General features: G+C 57.8%; 20 protein-coding genes. 10 read left to right on the top strand and 10 right to left on the bottom strand.

Annotation, left to right across the window (positions count from 1 at the left end; all coding sequences use genetic code 11):
- The first annotated feature begins 268 nt into the window (after window positions 1-268).
- Window positions 269-1,384 carry a TerC family protein gene (locus C5L39_RS03035; RefSeq protein ID WP_123047401.1) on the top strand — a complete coding sequence of 372 codons (1,116 nt, stop codon included), beginning with the start codon at window positions 269-271 and terminating at the stop codon, window positions 1,382-1,384.
- Here C5L39_RS03035 and C5L39_RS03030 read toward each other — a convergent pair.
- Window positions 1,381-1,683, bottom strand: coding sequence for a YciI family protein (locus C5L39_RS03030; RefSeq protein ID WP_123047400.1), 303 nt, complete (start codon window positions 1,681-1,683; stop codon window positions 1,381-1,383). The two genes, C5L39_RS03035 and C5L39_RS03030, sit on opposite strands and share 4 nt — an antisense overlap.
- A gap of 67 nt (window positions 1,684-1,750) precedes the next feature.
- Between C5L39_RS03030 and pgsA the strand changes: the two genes are divergently transcribed.
- From pgsA to C5L39_RS03010, 4 genes are all read left to right on the top strand, one after another.
- Window positions 1,751-2,332, top strand: coding sequence for a CDP-diacylglycerol--glycerol-3-phosphate 3-phosphatidyltransferase (gene pgsA, locus C5L39_RS03025; protein ID WP_245974857.1), 582 nt, complete (start codon window positions 1,751-1,753; stop codon window positions 2,330-2,332).
- Window positions 2,329-2,799 (top strand): CinA family protein, encoded by a 471-nt coding sequence (locus C5L39_RS03020; protein WP_123047398.1) that lies wholly within the window; start codon window positions 2,329-2,331, stop codon window positions 2,797-2,799. The genes pgsA and C5L39_RS03020 overlap by 4 nt, the downstream gene beginning before the upstream one ends.
- Window positions 2,800-2,853: 54 nt before the next feature.
- Complete coding sequence (locus tag C5L39_RS03015) at window positions 2,854-3,180, top strand: helix-turn-helix domain-containing protein (RefSeq protein WP_123047397.1); 327 nt, start codon at window positions 2,854-2,856, stop codon at window positions 3,178-3,180.
- Window positions 3,181-3,297: 117 nt separating this feature from the next.
- Window positions 3,298-4,131, top strand: a complete 834-nt coding sequence (locus C5L39_RS03010) for a PspA/IM30 family protein (protein WP_123047396.1) — start codon at window positions 3,298-3,300, stop codon at window positions 4,129-4,131.
- A 105-nt stretch (window positions 4,132-4,236) separates the two neighbouring features.
- Here C5L39_RS03010 and C5L39_RS03005 read toward each other — a convergent pair whose 3' ends face one another.
- Genes C5L39_RS03005 through C5L39_RS02995 form a run of 3 tightly spaced genes read right to left on the bottom strand, consistent with a single transcriptional unit; the run spans window position 4,237 to window position 6,172 of the window.
- Window positions 4,237-4,848: an energy-coupling factor transporter transmembrane component T family protein gene (locus C5L39_RS03005; RefSeq protein ID WP_165857978.1), complete on the bottom strand. Its 612-nt coding sequence runs from the start codon at window positions 4,846-4,848 to the stop codon at window positions 4,237-4,239.
- Between the two features lie 2 nt (window positions 4,849-4,850).
- Window positions 4,851-5,549 (bottom strand): energy-coupling factor ABC transporter ATP-binding protein, encoded by a 699-nt coding sequence (locus tag C5L39_RS03000; protein WP_123047394.1) that lies wholly within the window; start codon window positions 5,547-5,549, stop codon window positions 4,851-4,853.
- An 11-nt stretch (window positions 5,550-5,560) separates the two neighbouring features.
- Window positions 5,561-6,172, bottom strand: coding sequence for a biotin transporter BioY (locus tag C5L39_RS02995; protein ID WP_165857959.1), 612 nt, complete (start codon window positions 6,170-6,172; stop codon window positions 5,561-5,563).
- A gap of 107 nt (window positions 6,173-6,279) precedes the next feature.
- Here C5L39_RS02995 and C5L39_RS02990 point away from each other — a divergent pair, with 107 nt between their 5' ends.
- The 3 genes from C5L39_RS02990 (at window position 6,280) to recX (ending at window position 8,481) form a co-directional block, all read left to right on the top strand.
- Entirely contained in the window at window positions 6,280-6,501 is a 222-nt protein-coding gene (locus C5L39_RS02990; protein WP_123047392.1) for a DUF3046 domain-containing protein, read from the top strand.
- 240 nt (window positions 6,502-6,741) lie between these two features.
- Complete coding sequence (gene recA, locus C5L39_RS02985) at window positions 6,742-7,866, top strand: recombinase RecA (protein WP_123047391.1); 1,125 nt, start codon at window positions 6,742-6,744, stop codon at window positions 7,864-7,866.
- A gap of 18 nt (window positions 7,867-7,884) precedes the next feature.
- Window positions 7,885-8,481 (top strand): recombination regulator RecX, encoded by a 597-nt coding sequence (gene recX, locus C5L39_RS02980; RefSeq protein ID WP_123047390.1) that lies wholly within the window; start codon window positions 7,885-7,887, stop codon window positions 8,479-8,481.
- Window positions 8,482-8,491: 10 nt separating this feature from the next.
- Here recX and C5L39_RS02975 read toward each other — a convergent pair whose 3' ends face one another.
- From C5L39_RS02975 to gluA, 4 genes are read right to left on the bottom strand one after another with little or no spacing between them, the layout of a single operon-like run.
- On the bottom strand, window positions 8,492-9,418 hold the full coding sequence (locus C5L39_RS02975; protein WP_123047389.1) for an amino acid ABC transporter permease: 927 nt from the start codon (window positions 9,416-9,418) through the stop codon (window positions 8,492-8,494).
- Window positions 9,418-10,104, bottom strand: a complete 687-nt coding sequence (locus C5L39_RS02970) for an amino acid ABC transporter permease (protein ID WP_123047388.1) — start codon at window positions 10,102-10,104, stop codon at window positions 9,418-9,420. Before C5L39_RS02970 ends, C5L39_RS02975 begins: the two co-directional genes overlap by 1 nt.
- Window positions 10,105-10,147: 43 nt before the next feature.
- Window positions 10,148-11,020 (bottom strand): glutamate ABC transporter substrate-binding protein, encoded by an 873-nt coding sequence (locus C5L39_RS02965; protein ID WP_123047387.1) that lies wholly within the window; start codon window positions 11,018-11,020, stop codon window positions 10,148-10,150.
- A gap of 30 nt (window positions 11,021-11,050) precedes the next feature.
- The gene (gene gluA / locus C5L39_RS02960; RefSeq protein WP_123047796.1) at window positions 11,051-11,779 is read right to left on the bottom strand and encodes a glutamate ABC transporter ATP-binding protein GluA; all 729 of its coding nucleotides are present in this window, start codon (window positions 11,777-11,779) and stop codon (window positions 11,051-11,053) included.
- Window positions 11,780-12,031: 252 nt separating this feature from the next.
- Between gluA and miaB the strand changes: the two genes are divergently transcribed.
- Together miaB and C5L39_RS02950 are read left to right on the top strand one after the other, a co-directional pair.
- On the top strand, window positions 12,032-13,564 hold the full coding sequence (gene miaB, locus C5L39_RS02955) for a tRNA (N6-isopentenyl adenosine(37)-C2)-methylthiotransferase MiaB (RefSeq protein WP_281270220.1): 1,533 nt from the start codon (window positions 12,032-12,034) through the stop codon (window positions 13,562-13,564).
- A gap of 89 nt (window positions 13,565-13,653) precedes the next feature.
- Window positions 13,654-14,400, top strand: coding sequence for an Rv2732c family membrane protein (locus C5L39_RS02950; protein ID WP_197714707.1), 747 nt, complete (start codon window positions 13,654-13,656; stop codon window positions 14,398-14,400).
- 4 nt (window positions 14,401-14,404) lie between these two features.
- Here the strand turns inward: C5L39_RS02950 and C5L39_RS02945 are convergent, their stop codons facing one another.
- Window positions 14,405-15,541 carry a GNAT family N-acetyltransferase gene (locus C5L39_RS02945; RefSeq protein ID WP_123047385.1) on the bottom strand — a complete coding sequence of 379 codons (1,137 nt, stop codon included), beginning with the start codon at window positions 15,539-15,541 and terminating at the stop codon, window positions 14,405-14,407.
- Window positions 15,542-15,552: 11 nt separating this feature from the next.
- Entirely contained in the window at window positions 15,553-16,923 is a 1,371-nt protein-coding gene (locus C5L39_RS02940) for a DUF349 domain-containing protein (RefSeq protein ID WP_123047384.1), read from the bottom strand.
- Window positions 16,924-16,988: the final 65 nt, after the last annotated feature.

The raw sequence follows: 16,988 nt of genomic DNA, 5'->3' as shown, positions 1-16,988 counted from the left end.
AGAGCGGGCAGCCCCTGCGCCTAGCTGGAGCAAGTAGCCAAGCCTTTTTAAGTCTTGTTCACTGCGTGCTCCACCAGTTGGAGGGGATGACAAATCCTTATTGCCAGGTATAGTGGCACCTTGTCATGGAGGGGAGTACCCCACTCTCAGTGCTAATCGTCAACACGGAGCTTTTCGGAGCTCCCGGTTGTGCTGGCTCGCCGAGAACGCGAGCGGGGGAGACCTCCGGTCCATTTTTTTTCATTCAACGACCGGAGGATTGGTTTTTATGTCCGTACACCTATGGATCTGGATAGCCACCATTGTGGTTATCGCAGGTTTCTTCGTCTTCGACTTTTATAGTCACGTACGCACTCCCCACGAACCAACGATTAAAGAAGCGGCGTTGTGGTCGGCCTTCTATGTCGGCTTAGCGTTGGTTTTCGGCGGATTCGTCTTTTTGATGTGGGACACCCAGCACGGAGTGGAGTACCTCACCGGCTATGTCACGGAGAAGGCTCTGTCGGTGGACAACCTCTTCGTCTTTGCGCTGATCATCGGTGCTTTTAAGATTCCCCGAAAGTACCAGCAGAAGGTGCTGCTGATCGGTATTGCTTTGGCACTAATCTTCCGACTAGCTTTCATCCTGCTGGGAGCAGCCGTTATTGCTGCGTGGTCGGACGTGTTCTACCTATTCGCGGTGTTCCTGCTGTGGACTGCGATCAAGCTGATCTGGGATGAAGCCTCTGACAAACCCGAGACTGATCCCAATGACATGAAGCTGATCAAGTGGCTGCGTCGGGTCGTCCCAGTGACCCCGGGATATCACGGCGATAGTTTGATCACGAAGTTCCACGGCAAGCGCGCGCTGACCCCACTGTTTGTCGCTTTGGTGGCAATCGGCTTGGTCGATATCATGTTCGCTTTCGACTCCATCCCCGCGATCTATGGCATCACCACCGAGGCCTATTTGGTCTTTGCAACCAACGCCTTTTCGCTGATGGGACTGCGCCAGCTCTACTTCTTGCTCGACGGATTGCTGGATCGCCTGGTCTACCTGCCCTATGGTTTGGGCCTGATCTTGGCCTTCATTGGCGCCAAGCTATTGCTTCATGCTCTGCACGAAAACAACCTGCCGTTTATTAACGGCGGTGAGAATGTCGCGGTCCCAGAGATTCCGACTGAGCTGTCTTTGCTAGTTATTCTGGGAATTCTCGTAGTCACCGTCCTGCTATCGCTCTGGCGTAACAAATATGACCATGCACAAGGCGCGCTCGATACTCGCATCCGGCCAGAGGAGTGGGACCACGAGCTCAGCGAACATGAGATGTTCGATGCCGCGGAGCCCGCATCTCCTGCCTCTCCCGAGAATAACGGGGAAGATACCGGAGAAACCCGCAGTTAAGCTTCCGGATCTGCAAAGACGTTAATCACGGGGTTCCATTCCCGAATGCTGCGCCCAGCCAGGGCGTCAGCTTTGTGGAATGGATCATTGTCCATCAATTCCTCGGCGTCAGTAAGAGTGGCTGATTTCGGCAAACGAATGATGATCAAGGCACCGCCGAGGCCATCGGTGAAGGGGCCAGAACCGACGAGCTTGCCTTCGTCGAGCAAGCTGCCTAGCCATTGCCGGTGCGCTGGGCGAATCTCGATGATCTGTTCGGAATCGGGGGCATAAAGATACTGGGCTACGAAATAGTTCATGCCATCCGATCCTAGTCCGCGCTCCTTAACTCAGGGGCGAGGACTACTGACGGGTAGGGTGTGGGATGTGAATGGAGCAAAGACCTCAGCGTCCGGCGGATCTGATAAGCCAAGCAATCTCAATCTGCCTAATGTGCTCACTAGCCTGCGCATTGTTTTCATCCCGGTTTTTGCCTGGTTAGTGCTCAAGGGAGATAACCAGTACGTCGGCTGGATGTGGGCGGCCTTTGCCACCTTCGCTTTGCTGATGTACACCGACAAACTCGATGGTGACATCGCCCGCGCTCGTGGATTGGTCACCAACTTCGGCAAGATCGCTGACCCGATCGCCGATAAAGCACTGATGACCACAGCTTTCGTTTGCCTCAACATTATTGGGGTACTGCCCATCTGGGTCACCGTGGTCATCGTGATCCGTGAGTTCGGCATTACTTTTTGGCGCATGTATATGCTGCGCCAAGGCTTGGTTGTGCCAGCCAGCAAGGGCGGAAAGATCAAGACCGTCTTGCAGACTCTCGCAGTTGCCCTCTATCTCATCCCGTTCCCCTCGTGGATGGATATTCCCGTCTTTATCGTCATGCTCGCGGCGGTCGCAGTCACCGTGGCCACTGGTATCCAGTACTTGATTGATTCTCGGAAAAAGGCGTGAATGATCCAACCACTGCGGCTGCGCTGGTAGCTGCTCTTTCTTCCGCGGGGCTGAGTGTGTCCTTTTGCGAATCGTTGACTGCTGGTTTAGCGGCGGCGACGGTGGCAGATATTCCCGGCGCCTCTGCCGTCTTACGTGGGGGACTGATCACCTACGCTACCGAGCTCAAATCGACTCTCGCTGGAGTTCCCGTGGAGCTGCTTGCTACCCACGGACCTGTTGCATCAGAGACGGCAGCAGCCATGGCCGTTGGTTGTCGAAAGGCCTGCGCCTCTGATTGGGCGGTATCCCTGACTGGTATCGCTGGGCCCGATACCCAAGATGAACACCCCGTGGGGCAAGTTTGGCTCGGGTTTGCCACCGATGGGGACGTATCCACCGCACAATGCCAGTTCAGCGGTAGCCGGCGAGAGATTAGGAAGGCCGCAGTCGAAGCAGCTTTAGCTGGTCTTTTGGCACGGCTTTAAAATTAGTTGAACCCAAGGGGAACAAAACCTAGGTCCGTGTCGTTAAAGAGAGTAATGGTTACTACCGCTGTTCTCGACACCCCGATCACCCCGTCCAGGCGCGCTCCAGAGCTGCTACTGCGCGAGGCCCTCGGTGCCGCACTGCGCGGCTTTCGGGCCGACCAGGGCATCACGCTGAGGGAGCTCGCCGAATCGGCTCGCGTCTCGCCGGGTTACCTCTCTGAGCTCGAACGCGGCCGCAAGGAGGTTTCTTCTGAACTCCTCGCCTCGGTCTGCCATGCATTGCACACCACGGTCGCCGATGTCCTCATTGAGGCAGCCGGCTCCATGGCTTTGCAGTCAGTGGCTGAGGAACTTGCCTCCGAGCATATTCAGGCTTAAACGTTCTCATCTAAGATACGTCGGCGGAATAGGCTGCCCTCCGCTACCATAGTGGCGATGAGGTCTCCTTTCCTCGACTAATTTCATTGAAACATTTTTAGGAAGGTCCAATCCAGCATGGCTAATCCCTTTTCGAAGGCATGGAAGTACCTGATGGCGGCATTCGACTCCAAGATTGAGGAGAATGCGGATCCGAAGATTCAGATCCAGCAGGCCATCGAGGAGTCCCAGCGTCAGCACCAGGAACTCTCCCAGCAGGCTGCCGCGGTCATCGGAAACCAGCGCCAGTTGGAGATGCAGCTCAACCGTCGTCTCGGCGAAATCGAGAAGCTGCAGGCTAATACTCGCCAGGCACTGCAGCTCGCCGACAAGTCTCGTGCTGAGGGCGACCAAGCTAAGGCCGTCGAGTATGAAAACGCCGCCGAGGCCTTCGCTGCGCAGCTGATTACCGCCGAGCAATCGGTGGAAGATACCAAGCAGCTCCATGATCAGTCTCTTCAGCAGGCTGAGAAAGCTAAGCAGGCCGTTGAGCGCAATGCTCTTGCCTTGCAGCAGCAGGTCTCTGAGCGCAGCAAGCTGCTCTCTCAGCTGGAGCAGGCGAAGATGCAGGAGAAGGTCTCCGATTCCCTGCAGTCAATGAACGCCATCACTAATGGTTCGGGTTCTACCCCGAACTTGGATCAGGTGCGCGAGAAGATTGAGCGTCGTTACTCCACCGCTCTGGGTCAGGCCGAGCTGGCTGAGAACTCCGTTGAGGGTCGGATGGCTGAGGTCCAGCAGGCTGGTGTCCAGATGGCTGGCCACTCTCGCCTCGAGCAGATCCGTGCAGAGATGGCTGGTGGAAACCAGATTTCCGCACCGGCTGCAGATCCGGCAATTGAGTCTGGCGACTCTGCTGCTGGCACCGATGATGCTGTCGCTCAGCGGATGCGTGAGCTACGCGGGGAGTAATTCCCGATCTAGTTAGCCTTCTAATCTTTGAGAAAACCTCGAACACCCGCTTCCTTGCCTTATCCATCGGCACGGGGGCGGGTGTTCTTGTGCGTTCTGAGTTGGTTAGTCAGCTACTCCGCGAGCGATGAGCGCCTCGGCCAAGCCTCGGGCTCGTCTGATTGAGCGAATCAGTACTGGAGTCCCGAAGGCTGCGATAGAAAACCCGGCCCCACGGGCTTTCCTGGCTGTCAGAACATCCTGGACGGTAGCCAATTGCAGCGGAATTAGCCGAATAGTCAAAGATACGGCGAGGGAAATGGTCTCCACCGGCAGGCCAAGCCTCCCCAGGGGTGCTAGACCAGTCTCGATCGATTCCATAAGTTCGGCGATAGTAGTGGTCAAGGTCAGTAGCGCGGCGGCTGCGACGGCGGCGAAAAGTGTCAGAACTGTTACTGCTGCGAATTCTGCACCGCGCTGCCACCATTGAAAGGCTCCGAGCATCAGCAACACGGGCAAGACGGGTGCGGTCTGGCCTACGGCGATTCTGAGTGGGATACGGGCCACTAGGTAGCCCGCCAGCACCATTGCCACAGCTCCCACCGCGATTACTACGGTGTCCGCTAGCACGGTGCTGGAGATGATAAACCCGAGCAACCCGAGCAGTTTGAGGCCTGCGGGCATTCGGTGCAGTGCGCTGTGGCCAGGAACATAGACACCTAGGGGGATCGAGGTGATCTTCATAGCGGATTCTGGCTGATCAGCGAATGATAGAAGGAAATGACCTCGTTTGGTTCGCCGTCGGCCACCACGGAGCCTTGGTCGAGGCAGATCACTCGGTCGAAGTCATCGAGCATCTCTAGATCGTGAGTGACTACGATCAATTGTTGTTCAAGTTGAGCGAATTCGCGGGCAATGCGTGCCCGATTGCGCAGATCCAACAGCGTGGTGGGTTCATCGGCAATGATCAACTCTGGTTCGATCACTAATACGGCAGCCAGTGCCAAGAGTTGTTTTTGCCCGCCGGAGAGGGTGTGGGGGGAGGCTTCGGCATGGCGGCTGAGGCCAAAGCGGTTGAGGGCGGCGTCGACACGCTCTTTTTTCACTTGTTTGGAGAGTTTGAGTCGCCGCAGGGAGAAGGCGACGTCGTCATAAACTTGCGGCATGACGATCTGATTCTCGGCGTCGGAGAATACGAAGCCTACTCGTCGGCGAATCTCTCGACCGTGTTTGGAAACGTCTAGATCATCGATAGAGATGTGGCCTTGAGTCGGATCCCCGAGCCCATTGATCAATCGCGCGAGGGTTGATTTTCCGGAGCCATTTGCGCCGATGATGCCGATGCGGTGTTCGTGGAGATCCAGATGGATCTGGTCAAGGACCGGGAAAGTGCTACCGGGATAGCTGACGGAGACCTCGTCGAAACGAATATGAACCATGATGTCGAAGACTAGGCGCTGCGCCGACGAGGGGCTAATAGGTCAGGGAAGGCGGCGTGGATGCCTAGGGCAATGACCACCATGAACGCGAATTTCGCAAGATCTGGGATGAGGAAGGGTACCTGGGCCAGGGCAGCTTCGCTAAAGCTCAGGCCAGCACGCCACATTAGGCCGAGCCCGCCGCTGAGGTATTGCAGGAATAGACCAACGGTGGCAGCGATGGCGAAGATAGCCGCTTGGGTCTTTCGCCGTTGAGCGGGGGCGCGGTAGGCGATGGCGCCGGCGACCGTCGCCGAGATGAGATAGCCAGCGACGTAGCCAATGGTGGGGCCGGCCAGTGCAGCGAGAGTGGTGCGACCACCGGCTAACACCGGCAGTCCTAGCATTCCCAGGCCAAGGAATAGGGCTACCGCGAGGAATCCGCGCCGCCCGCCGAGGACCAAGCCAGCTAGGACTACTGCCGCATTCTGGAGGACGATGGGGACTCCGAAGACACCGACAGGGACGGCGACAAACGCTAAGACGATCATCAGCGCGGCGAAGACACAGATATAAGCCAGATCTTGCACCCGTGATCGAGAGGAAACGCGGGAGCTACTTGGCTGGGAAGTTGTTTCAGTCATGGTGTGAGACTCTATCATTGAACGGTGTTTAGCCACGATAGCGGCTATTTTGAATGATGTTCAATGATCAGACTTTCGAGATTGGCTAGCGGCGGTACTATCGGGGTATGCGGTTGACGGAATTTCATCAGCTCATCAATGATGAGTTTGGCCCACTTCAGGCTGGGTGGATCGTGCATTCGCATGTCTTGGCCACCTTTGGTCGCACTGGCGAACAACTTATCGAACAGGGTGAGGATCTTAGGGCGGTATGGCTGGGCCTGTGTGATGATTTCCAAATCCCTGAATCGCGACGTCTGGGCAGGGATGATCCGCCTTTCGGGGTGTGATGAAATTTCCAGGTCATCATGACTGATAGCCGTTGCATTCGAACAGATGTGCGTGTAGGTTCGAACTCGATGACGGAGACGGCAGATATCCTTGCTCCTTAGTAAAAGAAGAATCTGGCGGTGCAATCTGCGGATCACGGGAGCCGCAGGCGGGGATTCAACGTCTAATAGGATGTGGACACACTTTCCCGCCCGATGCATCCAACGCTGATAGCCACCTCGACAGAAGGAATAACCTCCATGGCACCTAAGAAGAAGACCAACGCCTCTTCCACCGGCGATGATCGCAACAAGGCACTTGGCGCCGCGCTAGCGATGATTGAGAAAGACTTCGGCAAAGGCGCAGTCATGCGTTTGGGCGATGATAATCGTCCGCCGATGCAGGTAATCTCCTCCGGCAACACTGCTATCGATGTCGCACTCGGCATTGGCGGATTTCCCCGTGGCCGCATCGTCGAGGTCTATGGGCCAGAATCTTCCGGTAAGACCACCGTGGCTTTGCATGCCATCGCGCAGGCACAGAAGACCGGCGGCATCGCTGCCTTCATCGATGCTGAGCATGCGCTTGACCCGGATTATGCCAAGAAGCTTGGCGTAGACACGGATGCGTTGTTGGTCTCCCAGCCGGATACTGGCGAACAAGCTCTCGAGATCACGGACATGCTGGTGCGTTCCGGAGCGATTGACATCATCGTCATTGACTCCGTGGCAGCACTGACGCCCAAGGCCGAGATCGAGGGGGAGATGGGAGATAGCCATGTCGGCCTGCAGGCCAGGCTCATGAGCCAGGCTCTACGCAAGATGACTGGTGCGCTTCATAATTCCAATACCACCGCCATCTTCATCAACCAGTTGCGCGAGAAAATCGGCGTGATGTTTGGTTCCCCGGAGACCACCACCGGCGGCAAAGCTCTAAAATTCTATGCCTCTGTCCGCTGTGACGTGCGCCGAATTCAGACTCTCAAAGACGGCCAAGACGCAATTGGCAACCGCACCCGCATGAAGATCGTCAAGAACAAGGTCTCCCCGCCGTTTAAAATTGCTGAATTCGACATCATGTACGGCGAGGGCATTTCTCGTGAGTCTTCCTTGATCGATATGGGTGTGGAGAACGGCATCGTGAAAAAGTCCGGCTCTTGGTACACCTACGAGGGCGACCAGCTGGGTCAGGGTAAAGAGAAAGCCCGACTCTTACTCAAAGAGACCCCAGAGCTGGCTGATGAGATCGAGCGCAAGATCTTTAGCAAGCTTGGTATCGGTGCTCAAGCCGAGGGCGCTGACGATAGCCTCAGCGATGACCCGGTTGATATGGTCCCCAACGTCGACTTCGACGATGAGGACGAAAAAACTACAGCCAAGAAATAGGTTTAGAAGGAGCCGTAGTTGACCTCCGATTCCGGCCAACAGGCCACCCTAGAAAAGCTCCGCAGGGCACTGGCTGACTACGCGGAAGGGCAGACCCCAGGTCTTTTTGATCACGAGGCTGAAGAAGCAAAAGCGCCAGTGCGTAAACGCGCCCTGGGATTGCTCGATCAACGGGCACGGTCCCAACACGAACTCCGCACCAGGCTTCTGGCTGCTGAATTCGAACCAGTCGTTGTTGACGCTGTCTTAGAGGACCTCGTTGGCGTTGGTCTGCTGGATGATGCCCACTTTGCTCAAGAATGGGTCCGCCAGCGCCATGCACGGCGGGGCAAATCAGCCCGCGCGCTCGATCGAGAGCTGGTAGATAAGGGCGTGGATGCGGATACCCGCGCGTTAGCGCTAGAGCAGATTGAACCTTCCGATGAAGAAGCCACCGCCAGGTCCTTGGTTGCTAAGAAGGCTCGCAGTATCCACGAGATCCCCGCATCATGGTCCGAACGCGATAAAGCACTCCGACGTATTGTCGGAGTGCTTGCCCGCCGTGGCTTCAACGAAGGGATGTCCCTTCGCCTGGCCCGCGAGGCGCTCGAAGAGCGGATCAACGAGCTTAGCTGAGGTTAATTTCCTAGCTCTTAGTTTCGCCAGATCCCGGAGCAGGTTGTGCAGGTACTTCGGCCACGGGCTGGTCTTCGGTGGTATCTTCCGTGGTCTCTGCCACCGGGGTGCTCTTTTTCTCGCGCCCTGAGCGAAGTCGCTTTTCGATTGTCTGGGCCAGGCTGGTCAGCCCCCAGTTGATCAGGATCATAATGATCGCCACGACTGCCAGCGAGGCCAGGAAGTTCTGGTTAACAGAAGCGGACTGGATGCCGGAGCGGACAACCTCCACATAGCCGATCTGGTAGCCGAGTGCGGAATCCTTCAGTGCGATAACCATCTGGGCAATCAGCGCCGGCAGCATGGATGCCACGGCCTGGGGGAGCAGGATCGTCCACATGGTCTGGCGATGAGACATACCCAGCGCACGGGCAGCTTCGGTTTGACCCTTGGGCAGAGACTTGATGCCGGAGCGCAGAATCTCTGCGATAACTGATCCGTTGTACATGGTCAGTCCGAATACGACTGCGGAGAAAGCCAGTTGCTGTGGCGGGACCATGTTGTAGATGGCAAAGAGCTGATAGGCGAAAATCATCAGCAACAGCACTGGGATCGCTCGGAAGAATTCGACGATCACAGCACAGATCCACCGCAGCCAGGATTTCTCTGAAAGCCTTCCCAATCCGAGCAGGACACCGAGTATCAAGGCCAGCAAGATGGAAACGAAAGCTGATTTCAGAGTGCCCCAGAGGCCGGGGAGCAGGTAGGTCTTCCACGTCAGCGGGTCGACGAAGGGATCCCACTTTTCGGCTGTCAATTGGCCGTTGGCCCCGAGAGTCCACAACACCCAGCCGATGATTCCGGCTGCAATCACAGCGGTAATGGCTGTGTAGATCAGGTTGTTGCGTCGACCTTTCGGCCCTGGAATGTCATAAAGGACGGTTGCTTGGGCGCTCATTATTTCTTCACCGCCATGCGGTCGGAGAGCCGGCCCAAGGCCAGGCCTGTGGGCAGCGTCAGGATGATGAAGCCGAGTGCGAAGATACCGAAGATCACAAACAGCATGTTGGCGTGGAACTCAATCGTGGACTTCATTAGCAGTGAAGCTTCAGCGACACCGATGACGGAAGCAATCGTGGTGTTCTTGGTCAACGCGATGAGTGTGTTGCTCAACGGGACGATGGCGGCACGCAATGCTTGGGGAAAGACCACCAGTCGGAAAATTTGTCCGAAGGTCAATCCCAACGAGCGGGCGGCCTCGGCTTGGCCGAAGTGAACTGTATTAATGCCTGAGCGCAAGGACTCTGAGACAAACGCTGAGGTGTAGAGAACGAAAGCCAAGATGGCTAGTCGGAAGTTATTGTCTATCAAAAACGTGGAGGAATCCGGGTTAGAAAGGGTCAGTCCAAGGTTTTGGTAGAGGCCGAAGGAACAAAACAAGATGATCAGCGTCAGGGGAGTGTTACGCAAGACGTTGATATAAAACGTTGCCATCCCGCGCAGAATCGCGACTGGGGAGAACCGCATGGCGGTGAGGATGGTACCCAGGATCATCGATCCGATCGCGGAATAGATGGTCAGCTGGATGGTCAGCCAGAACGCTGGCAACAACTGCGGGCCGAGATCAGCCCATAGTGCGCTCATGCGGGTCTCCTTGTCGTGGCGAAAATACTCAGTTCGGGCGGTTTTACTCTAGGAAGGACAGGTCACCCGGGGTGCCGGGGGAGACTGCCTCGTCGCCGCCGAGGTTCTTGTCCACCAGCACGTCGAACTCGCCGGACTCATGCAGCTCAGTCAGCGCAGCGTTGACAGCATCGGTGCCCTCGGTGTCGTCCTTGGTCAGGCCGATGCCGTAGTACTCATTGGTGAAGGGCTCGCCGTCCTGTTCCATTTCCAAGACCTTGAACTGGCCTGGTGCCTGTGCGGAGTAGCCCAGCAGGATGGTGGCGTCAGTGGTCATCGCATCGATGTTGCCCTGACGCAGTGCCTCAACACAGGAGGAGTAGGTGTCGAATTCCTGCAGCTGGACGCTGGGGAGAGCTTCCTTGACCTTCTGCGCCGGGGTGGAGCCGGTGACCGAACAGAGGATCTTGCCGTCGAGGCCTTCAAGACCGGTGATCTCAGCCTCGTCCTCGGCCACCAGCAGTGCCTGGTGGGTCAGCAGGTAGGGGCCGCCGAAGTTGACGGACTCTGCACGGCTGGCGTTGATGGAGTAGGTCGCAGCAATGAGGTCAACCTCGCCATTTTGGATGAGCGTCTCACGCTGGGCGGAAGGAGTCTCGCGCCAATCGATGGAGGGCTCGTCCCAACCGTTGTCCTCAGCGATGTAGTTGAGGATGTACTCAGCGACGTCGACGTCGAGGCCGGACATGGTGCCGTCCGGGTTGCGCAGACCAAGGCCGGGCTGATCAAACTTGGTTCCCACGGTGACCTCACCGGCTTCGATGGCGGCGAGCATGTTGTCATCGGAGGATGAGTCGCTGCCACAGGCGGCGAGGGAGACGCCGGCCACAACAGTGGTGGAGGTCAATGCGAGGGTGCGGAGGAACATGCGATTCATGGTCTTTTAGGTCCTTTGCTGCTCGTGTATTTAGTGGGAGAGGATCTTGCCAAGGAAGTCCTTGGCTCGGTCAGTACGCGGATTGGAGAAAAATTCCTCCGGGGTGGTGTCTTCGACGATCAAGCCATCAGCCATAAAGAGGACACGATCGGCCGCCCGACGGGCGAAGCCCATCTCGTGGGTGACCACGATCATGGTCATGCCTTCTCCGGCTAGCCCGGTCATGACGTCGAGAACCTCGTTCACCATTTCTGGGTCGAGGGCCGACGTCGGCTCGTCGAAGAGCATGACCTTCGGGTTCATCGCTAGTGCTCGGGCGATGGCCACGCGCTGTTGCTGACCGCCGGAGAGCTGAGCAGGATATTTGGCAGCCTGGTCAGCGATGCCGACTCGGTCGAGCAGTGCCATCGCCAGTTCGCTAGCCTCGGCCTTTTTCATTCCGCGCACCTTGAGGGGGCCGAGGGTGACGTTTTCTTTAATCGTCAGGTGCGGGAAAAGGTTGAACTGCTGGAAGACCATGCCGACGTCGGATCGCAGCTTTGCTAGCTCGCGTCCTTCATCAGGCAGGATCTGTCCATCGATGTCGATGGAGCCGCCTTCGATTGTCTCGAGGCGGTTGATTGCGCGGCACAGGGTTGATTTGCCGGAACCGGAGGGGCCGAGTACCACTACGACCTGCCCTTGGGGCACCTCCAGGTTGATGTCGGTGAGCGCGTGGAAGTCGCCGAAGAACTTCTGCACGTCCGTCATCTTGATCATGGGGACTTCTTCCGCACCACGACCAGTGTCCTGTGTGTTCTGCGTCATGAGGGGAATCTTATACATACAAGCTTCGCTAATTCGACACTTTTCCAATCAATTTCACAGCGAATACGCGAAGTTTGCAAAGAATCCGCGAGGTGGACACAGTCGGGCGTGAACGGCAATAACTATTAGTTGGCAGGTAAGGGCCTTGTTTGGTGGTTACTAGCCGGTTGGGTGGACCTCTTGGTGGTGGCTACAATGACCTGCGTGGAGCAGCGAGAAGTAGATACCCCCGTCAAGACCCCCCGCACTTATGAGGTCCGCACCTTCGGGTGCCAGATGAATGTGCACGATTCCGAGCGCCTTTCCGGCCTGCTCGAGGAAGCCGGCTATGTCGCCGCCGATGCCGGAAATGATCCTGACCTGGTGGTATTTAATACCTGCGCAGTTCGAGAAAATGCCGATGAGCGCCTTTATGGCAGCCTTGGCCAGCTCAAATCCACCAAGGAGAAACATCCCGGCATGCAGATTGCCGTCGGCGGCTGCCTGGCGCAGAAGGACCGCGACACCGTGGTCACCAAGGCGCCGTGGGTGGATGTGGTCTTTGGTACCCACAACATTGGCGCCCTGCCGACGCTGTTGAAGCGTTCCCTACACAACGAGTCAGCTCAGGTAGAGATCGTTGAATCGCTGGAAGCCTTTCCCTCAGTGCTTCCGGCCAAGCGGGAGTCCGCCTATGCCGGTTGGGTATCCGTGTCGGTGGGTTGCAATAACACCTGCACCTTCTGCATCGTGCCCAGTCTGCGTGGCAAGGAAGTCGACCGTCGACCAGGCGAGATTCTCGCCGAGGTCCAAGCCCTCGTTGATCAAGGCGTCAGCGAAGTCACTTTGTTGGGCCAAAACGTCAACTCTTATGGCGTGAATTTCGCCGATCCCGATATCGAACGGGATCGCTCGGCCTTTTCTAAGCTTCTACGCGCGTGCGGCCAGCTAGAAGGACTAGAGCGCGTGCGCTTTACCTCCCCGCACCCGGCCGAATTCACCTCAGATGTCATTGATGCCATGGCTGAGACCCCCAATGTTTGCCCGCAGCTGCATATGCCCCTGCAATCGGGCTCCGATGACGTGCTCAAGCGGATGCGTCGTTCTTATCGCTCCAAGAAATTCCTCAACATCCTGCACGAAGTACGAGAGAAGATCCCGCACGCCTCTATTACTACCGATATCATCGTCGGCTTTCCGGGGGAGACCGAGGAAGATTTCCAAGCCACCCTTGATGTCGTCGAGCAGTCCCGCTTTACTTCGGCCTATACCTTTCAATACTCACCGCGCCCTGGTACCCCGGCTGCCACCTATGAGGAGCAGATTCCCAAAGAGGTCGTCCAAGAACGTTTCGAACGTCTCATTGCGCTCCAAGAACGCGTCAGCGAAGAAGATAATGCGGCGCTGGTCGGCACCGAAGTTGAGCTGCTGGTCCAAGCAGTTGGTGGGCGTAAGAATGCCGCCACCAAGCGCATGAGCGGCCGAGCACGCGATGGACGCCTAGTTCACTTCGCCCCTAACGGCGAGCTAGACGGAATAATCCGACCCGGTGATGTCATCACCACCGTGGTCACTGATTCGACCCCCTATTTCCTGCTCGCTGATGCCGGAGTGATCACACATCGCCGGACTGCTGCCGGGGACATGTCCGCTGCTGGGCGGGTGCCCACCACCGCGCCGATCGGAGTGGGCCTTGGGCTACCCAGCCTGGGGGCACCCGCCTCGACCCCCGTGGCTGCGGGGGAGTGCGGTCTCTAGCTGTCCTCGGGTCTATTCTGGGCCAATAGACCTCCGGGCAGAATCACTACCAGCACCGGCCCGCGGAGAATCAAGGAGATGCCTGAGATATGAGTGAGACCACCCCAGAATCAGATGCTTCTGATTCCACGCAGATTCGGAAGAATTCGGAGTCGGTGCGCAACCTGGCGGTAGAGGAGAAAAAGGCCGCCCGTCGGATGAACCTGGGCGTCCACCTCTACACCCTGCTCGCAGCGGTGGTCCTCTACGTCATCGCACTCTTGCTGCCGCAGGCCGGCGACGTTCGTGGATACGAGATCTTGCTGCATCTGCCCGCAGCCTCGGAATCGGGAATCAAGATCACCGAGTATTCCTATGCCAATCTATTGTTTCTGGGCCTGGGACTGTTTAGCACCTTGACCTTGATTACCCGGCGCGCAGTCTTCGGCCTGATCGCCTGGATGTTCTGCACCGTCGGCTTGGCCTACTCAATCTTCGCAATTTGGCTGCGACAGACCCGCAGCAGCTCGAGCGACGGAGTTGACCTGAATATTGGTATGTGGGTGTCCATCCTGGCAGTTGCCCTAGCTTTCTTCGCCTACAGCATGGTTGCGCTGCGTCGCGATGATAAACAGGCGGAGTTGGCGGATTCGCGCGCTCAACAAGAAAACCTCGATGAGGTCGGCTACGCACAACGCTCCGCGATGGTCTCCCAGCAGCATGCTTCCGCTGAAGACAACCCGTTGCTTATCGACGACCGTCGTCACCGCGCCGCCGAGCGCCACCCTGACCACCCAAACGCCACTAGCCCGACAGCCAAGCCAGACGCTGAGCCGAATCAACAGCCCACAGACTAGGCAGCTAGACCGTAGGAAGGTGTTTCTGCCAGCCAGAGCCACCGCTGAGAACTCGCCACCCAAGTGCCTCGTTGACCGCAATCATGGCGCTATTCACGCTCGCGCAGGAGGTATAAATCCGGCGGGCGGCGGGCAGCTCTGTGGCCACCGCGTGGAGCAATTCTCGTTTGAGGAGCAGACCTAGGCCGCGTCCACGGGCACGGGGGTGGATGATGGTAATGCCCTGCTCGAGCACATCTGGATCAGAACCAGGATGGCAGGTCACCTCGCTAAGACCAATGACCCCAGAGTCGTCGATCAACAGCACCGAGAGCATGCTTCGCTCCGTGGTCACTACTCGCTTCGCTGCCTGGTGCAACCTCCTCGGGGTCCATTCCACGGGTTCTGCGTCAAGGCTGCCATGGGGCACCTCCACCGAGGCTAATCGGTAGAGCTCAATTAATCCGGGGATCAATGCTTCAGGTACGCAGAGATCTCGGATGATCTCTGCCCGAAGACTAGCGTCCTGGGGCAAGGATTCTCCGATGGCGGTGGTGGCGATATTGGATTGGATATCTACAAACCCTTGAATTTCAGTTAACCCTGGCAGGTAGCCATATTCGCGCAAGAGATCGGCGAACTCACCGGTACCGGCTGGTTCATCTGGGCTATGCAGCAGCCAGGTTTGCAGGGTGTTTCGGCCTATAACCCGAGCTACCCGCTCGGCTTCCGCGAGCAAACGATGGATGACGTGCTTGCCCTCAGCTTCCAGCACCTCACCTGGGATCGGGAGATAGCCAGCATCGAGGATAAATTCCACCTCGACCACGCCGGTGTCTTCCTGGAGCGGTAGCCCCAACAGGAGGAAGCCCTCGGCGTCGTCAACCAGCTCGGTGTCATCATCGCCAGTAGCTGGCACCAACGGGTAGCCAAGATCAGAGAGCTTTGAGCCTGGTGGAACAGGTAGGTCATCGATCAGTGCTAAAGCCAGCACATCATGAACGGTGGAACCGACTAACCGATGGACTAGCCGCTCAGTAGAGGTCGAGGACGCGGTATCGCCAGTGGTCTCTTGGGCCGCCAAGTTGGCTAAAAACACCAGGGTCCGAATGCCATCGGCCGGTTCCCACCCGGGAACCGGCCGATCGAAGTGAACGAACATGCTCGAAAAAACTACTGGTTTTCGATCGCATGCTGGGCAGTAGTAGCCCATTCCTGCCACTGCGCTGCCTGCTCACGCAATTGGCTGGCCTTTTTAGCCTTACCCTTGGCTTCTGCAGCCTCAGCCTGGGCGGTGAACTCATCGACCTTGGCACGGAACTGATCCACTCGGGCCTGAGCCTCGGGATCGGTGCGACGCCATTGGGAATCCTCGGCCTCGGAGACTCGCTTTTCGAGCTTGCCGATCTTTTCTTCGTACTCGCCGATCTTGCCGCGTGGGACGAAACCGATTTCGTCCCACTTTTCTTGGAGATCGCGCAGACGAGCCCGAGCCGGGGCGATTCCCTTGGCTGGGTCAATCAGGACATCGTATTCTGCGATCAAGGCATCCTTGGCCTGAGCATTGGCCTCGAACTCCTCATCCCGTTTGGCTGCGAGGGCATTGCGCTCGTTGAAGAAGTGATCCTGGGCGCCACGGAAGGCCTCCCATAGTTTGTCATCGACCTCGCGGGGAGCGCGCCCAGCTTCCTTCCACTCCTTCATCAGGTCGCGGAAGGCACGGGCAGTGTCATTCCACTCGGTGGAGTTCTTCAGCGCCTCAGCGCGCTCAACCAAGGCTTCCTTGACTCGACGAGCAGCGGCACGACCCCGGTCAAGGTCAGCGAAGTGGGAGCCGCGACGGCGGTTGAAACCATCCCGGGCACGCGAGTAGCGCTTCCACAATGCGTCATCAGTAGTGCGGTCGATGCCTCGAATGGACTTCCACTCCTCGAGGATGACCCGCATCCGATCACCGGCGACCTTCCAATCGGAAGAGTTGGCAGCCAGATCTTCAGCCTCAGCGGCCAGAACTTCCTTCTGCGCGATAGCTTCTTCCCGGCGACGGGCCTTGTCCAGCTTGGCCTGCTCACCGGCAGCCTCAGAGTGATCGACAATGGAATCCAGGCGGGTAGCCAAGGCCGCAAGGTCACCGATGACCGCAGCGGTGGGCAGAGATTCCTGCAGCTGACGGGCAGACTTCTTGATTGCAGCCGCATCATCGGGATGCGAGAGCAAGCGAGCCTCAAGCAACTCCACCTCAGTAGCTAGGTCCTCGAACCGAGTGCCATAGTGTGCCAGTCCCTCCTCAGGGGTACCAGCCTGCCAGGAACCGATCTGACGCTCCGAGTCACCAACGCGAACGAATACTGCACCGTCCTCGGCGACCCGTCCCCACTTGGCCGGATCATTCTTGGGCAGTGCCGAAGGGGCTGGCGTCTGAGAGGCAGGACGCGGCGACGGAGTCGGGCGAGCTCCCAAATGAGCTCCTGGGCGGGGTCCCGGCTTCGGGCCCGGCTTAGGCATGTTGCCGGGGGAGGGGGAGGGCGTCGGGGGAGTAGTCATTTGTGGAGTCCTTCTCTATCGTCGTCATGCCGCGCGACACGGCTGCCAGGGCCCGCGACTGCGGA

This window comes from Corynebacterium alimapuense (assembly GCF_003716585.1).
Lineage (GTDB): Bacteria > Actinomycetota > Actinomycetes > Mycobacteriales > Mycobacteriaceae > Corynebacterium > Corynebacterium alimapuense.
The sequence above is the reverse complement of the archived record's forward strand: the minus strand, read 5'-3'. Positions and strand labels throughout refer to the sequence as shown.

What these genes read in the sequence shown, in the direction of transcription:
- C5L39_RS02975 (WP_123047389.1), bottom strand. Translation starts at nt 9,418, where the DNA reads ATGAGCGCCCAAGCAACCGTCCTTTATGACATTCCAGGGCCGAAAGGT.
- C5L39_RS02970 (WP_123047388.1), bottom strand. Translation starts at nt 10,104, where the DNA reads ATGAGCGCACTATGGGCTGATCTCGGCCCGCAGTTGTTGCCAGCGTTC.
- C5L39_RS03000 (WP_123047394.1), bottom strand. Translation starts at nt 5,549, where the DNA reads ATGGTTCATATTCGTTTCGACGAGGTCTCCGTCAGCTATCCCGGTAGC.
- C5L39_RS02945 (WP_123047385.1), bottom strand. Translation starts at nt 15,541, where the DNA reads ATGTTCGTTCACTTCGATCGGCCGGTTCCCGGGTGGGAACCGGCCGAT.
- C5L39_RS03030 (WP_123047400.1), bottom strand. Translation starts at nt 1,683, where the DNA reads ATGAACTATTTCGTAGCCCAGTATCTTTATGCCCCCGATTCCGAACAG.
- C5L39_RS02995 (WP_165857959.1), bottom strand. Translation starts at nt 6,172, where the DNA reads ATGACTGAAACAACTTCCCAGCCAAGTAGCTCCCGCGTTTCCTCTCGA.
- gluA (WP_123047796.1), bottom strand. Translation starts at nt 11,779, where the DNA reads ATGATCAAGATGACGGACGTGCAGAAGTTCTTCGGCGACTTCCACGCG.
- C5L39_RS02940 (WP_123047384.1), bottom strand. Translation starts at nt 16,923, where the DNA reads ATGACTACTCCCCCGACGCCCTCCCCCTCCCCCGGCAACATGCCTAAG.
- C5L39_RS03035 (WP_123047401.1), top strand. Translation starts at nt 269, where the DNA reads ATGTCCGTACACCTATGGATCTGGATAGCCACCATTGTGGTTATCGCA.
- C5L39_RS03010 (WP_123047396.1), top strand. Translation starts at nt 3,298, where the DNA reads ATGGCTAATCCCTTTTCGAAGGCATGGAAGTACCTGATGGCGGCATTC.
- recA (WP_123047391.1), top strand. Translation starts at nt 6,742, where the DNA reads ATGGCACCTAAGAAGAAGACCAACGCCTCTTCCACCGGCGATGATCGC.
- C5L39_RS03015 (WP_123047397.1), top strand. Translation starts at nt 2,854, where the DNA reads ATGGTTACTACCGCTGTTCTCGACACCCCGATCACCCCGTCCAGGCGC.
- C5L39_RS02965 (WP_123047387.1), bottom strand. Translation starts at nt 11,020, where the DNA reads ATGAATCGCATGTTCCTCCGCACCCTCGCATTGACCTCCACCACTGTT.
- C5L39_RS02950 (WP_197714707.1), top strand. Translation starts at nt 13,654, where the DNA reads ATGAGTGAGACCACCCCAGAATCAGATGCTTCTGATTCCACGCAGATT.
- C5L39_RS02990 (WP_123047392.1), top strand. Translation starts at nt 6,280, where the DNA reads ATGCGGTTGACGGAATTTCATCAGCTCATCAATGATGAGTTTGGCCCA.